The organism is Lishizhenia sp., from assembly GCF_057456495.1.
On sequence record NZ_JBVCPV010000290.1, the window covers coordinates 1 to 2254 of the forward strand.

Below are 2254 nucleotides of genomic sequence, written 5' to 3' on the forward strand. Positions count from 1 at the left end.
CTAACATTTCACCAATACAATAATGATGAGGAATTACCTTCAATTCAAAACGCTCATTCAAAGCATCTAAAGGAACACCTCCTACGGTTGAGATAGCTTCATCGAGGGGAGCTTGTCCTGTAATTTGAAGAGGATAAATTTTTATTAAATGTGCCATATGTTTTTTGGAGAGGAACTCCTCTTTCGAGGTGATGGCTTTGAGTAAATTTATTTGAACCTTACTTAAACGGACATCCTTTTTCAAAATATCTGTCATTTTTGTTAAACGAGAATTTTGAAGTACATCTAACACCTTCTTTTTCGGCCAGCTGGGCTTAAAGTCTATTTCTAAGCAAGCACTCCCCTCTTTTTCCAAAGAATTTCTCAGGTCTGGACTCAAAGCATACACAGCGTTTCCTTCAATTCCATTTTCGGTAATAACTACCTCACCTTTTTGCGTTTGTCCACCTGCAGAATAGCTGCAATTCTTTAAGGGTTGTCCTGTGTTTTGAGCAATGAATTGTTTCTCCCAATCTACAGTATAAGCACAATTCGAAGCTTTGAAAGGAAGAACTTTCACCCCTTGTTTTTCAAAAGCATCTAACCAAGCTCCATCGGAACCGGTAATTTTCCAACTTCCTCCTCCCAAGGCAAAAACAACTTTATCTGCTTTCACCAAAGTATCCGGGGCAAACCTAAGCGCATGCTTTTCTCCCCATCCTATCCATTCGTGTTCATAAACAATTTCAACACCTTTTCCTTGCACGTATTCCAAAAGCGTGTTCAATACTTCAATAGGTTTGATATGATCTTCTGGATAAACCCTATGACTACTACCTATAATGGTCGGAATCCCTATCTCTTTTAACCAGTTTCGTAATTCGCCATTAGAAAAATGACGCAAGGCTGGCGCTAGAAATTCATAGGGAGTATAGCGTGCAATAAATTCGTCTATCGGTTCAGAATGAGTGAGGTTAAATCCACCTTTCCCAGCTACTAGAAACTTACGTCCACCCTGTTTTTTCTTTTCATAAATGGTAACCTGATATTTTGTAGTATCTACAAAAGCGGCGAAAAACAAGGCTGCAGGACCTAAACCTATTACTGCAATGGATTTTTTGGACATGTGGTAAAAATAAGCTTTTATTGAGCTTTGCCTAGAAAACATATTTCAAAATATGCAGATTTTATCGGCTTTTACTACATTCGCCACCGAAAATAAACAACATGAACACACCACTTTTAGAAGCACGTCTTCAACAACATTTTAACTTACCCACCTTATGGCTATTTTCCATTTTATTCTTTAATACAATTATTGAACATCAAAATACTTTATCGACAATAATCATTTGCTCGGGTTCGCTCTTCTTAATGATTCAAATGCACAAAGGATTTTATTCTGCTCTTTTCTTCGACAATGAAGTACAGGTAAATTTACTGATCAAGAAACAGCATATATTGTATGATGAAATTGATTTTGTTCGTATTAAAGGGTTTGGAATTGGTAAGAACTATAGAACCTTTATTTTTCTGAAGACGGGTAGTAAACTTGTTTTCACCGAAGACAACTTTTGGACAGAAGACCTTTGCAATGTGATGTATCAAAAAGGAGTTCGTATAGAGCTCGTTAAAAAAGCAAACGAAAACATTCGTTTTGATAAAGATTCTGAAAGATATTCGATTAAGTCTAGGCAACCCAGAAACGAAAAAGAGCACATCAGGAAAATGAAGATTTTTGCTTAAGACAATTCTTGATTTCCAACAATATCCTTCGTCGTTTGTTTCATTAAAAAGACTATTTTCAAATCAAAATAAAACAAGATGGCGAAAACGAAATTAAAGGGAGCTGAAGTTATGACTTCAGGCGATCTTCCTGAAGTGGGAAAAAAAGCTCCCAACTTTGAATTAATTGCGGGTGATTTATCACGTAAAAACCTAGAGGATTACAAAGGTCAGCGTTTGATCTTAAACATATTCCCTAGTGTAGATACAAGTACATGTGCAACATCCGTACGTACCTTCAATCAAAAAGCAGCACAATTAGACAACACAAAAGTATTGTGCATTTCTAGAGATTTACCCTTTGCTCAAAAAAGATTTTGCGGTGCAGAAGGAATTGAGAATGTTGAGATGTTATCCGACTACGCCAAAGGAAGTTTTGGAGCCGATTACGGTCTAGAAATAGAAAATGGAGCTCTTTATGCGCTGCATGCAAGAGCGATAGTTGTAGTAGATGAAAATGGAATTGTACAACATACGGAACTGGTTCCAG

3 protein-coding genes are annotated in these 2254 nt (G+C 36.8%); 2 read left to right on the top strand and 1 reads right to left on the bottom strand.

All coding sequences use genetic code 11. The features are described 5' to 3' along the window. Window positions 1-1105: BaiN/RdsA family NAD(P)/FAD-dependent oxidoreductase (locus tag AC22ZQ_RS14190; protein WP_318959416.1), on the bottom strand; the 1105-nt coding region annotated here is incomplete at its 3' end. Between the two features lie 101 nt (window positions 1106-1206). Here AC22ZQ_RS14190 and AC22ZQ_RS14195 point away from each other — a divergent pair. Both AC22ZQ_RS14195 and tpx read left to right on the top strand, forming a co-directional pair. Continuing rightward, the gene (locus tag AC22ZQ_RS14195; RefSeq protein ID WP_318959417.1) at window positions 1207-1725 is read left to right on the top strand and encodes a hypothetical protein; all 519 of its coding nucleotides are present in this window, start codon (window positions 1207-1209) and stop codon (window positions 1723-1725) included. Window positions 1726-1803: 78 nt separating this feature from the next. Next, window positions 1804-2254: thiol peroxidase (tpx, locus tag AC22ZQ_RS14200; protein ID WP_318959418.1), on the top strand; the 451-nt coding region annotated here is incomplete at its 3' end.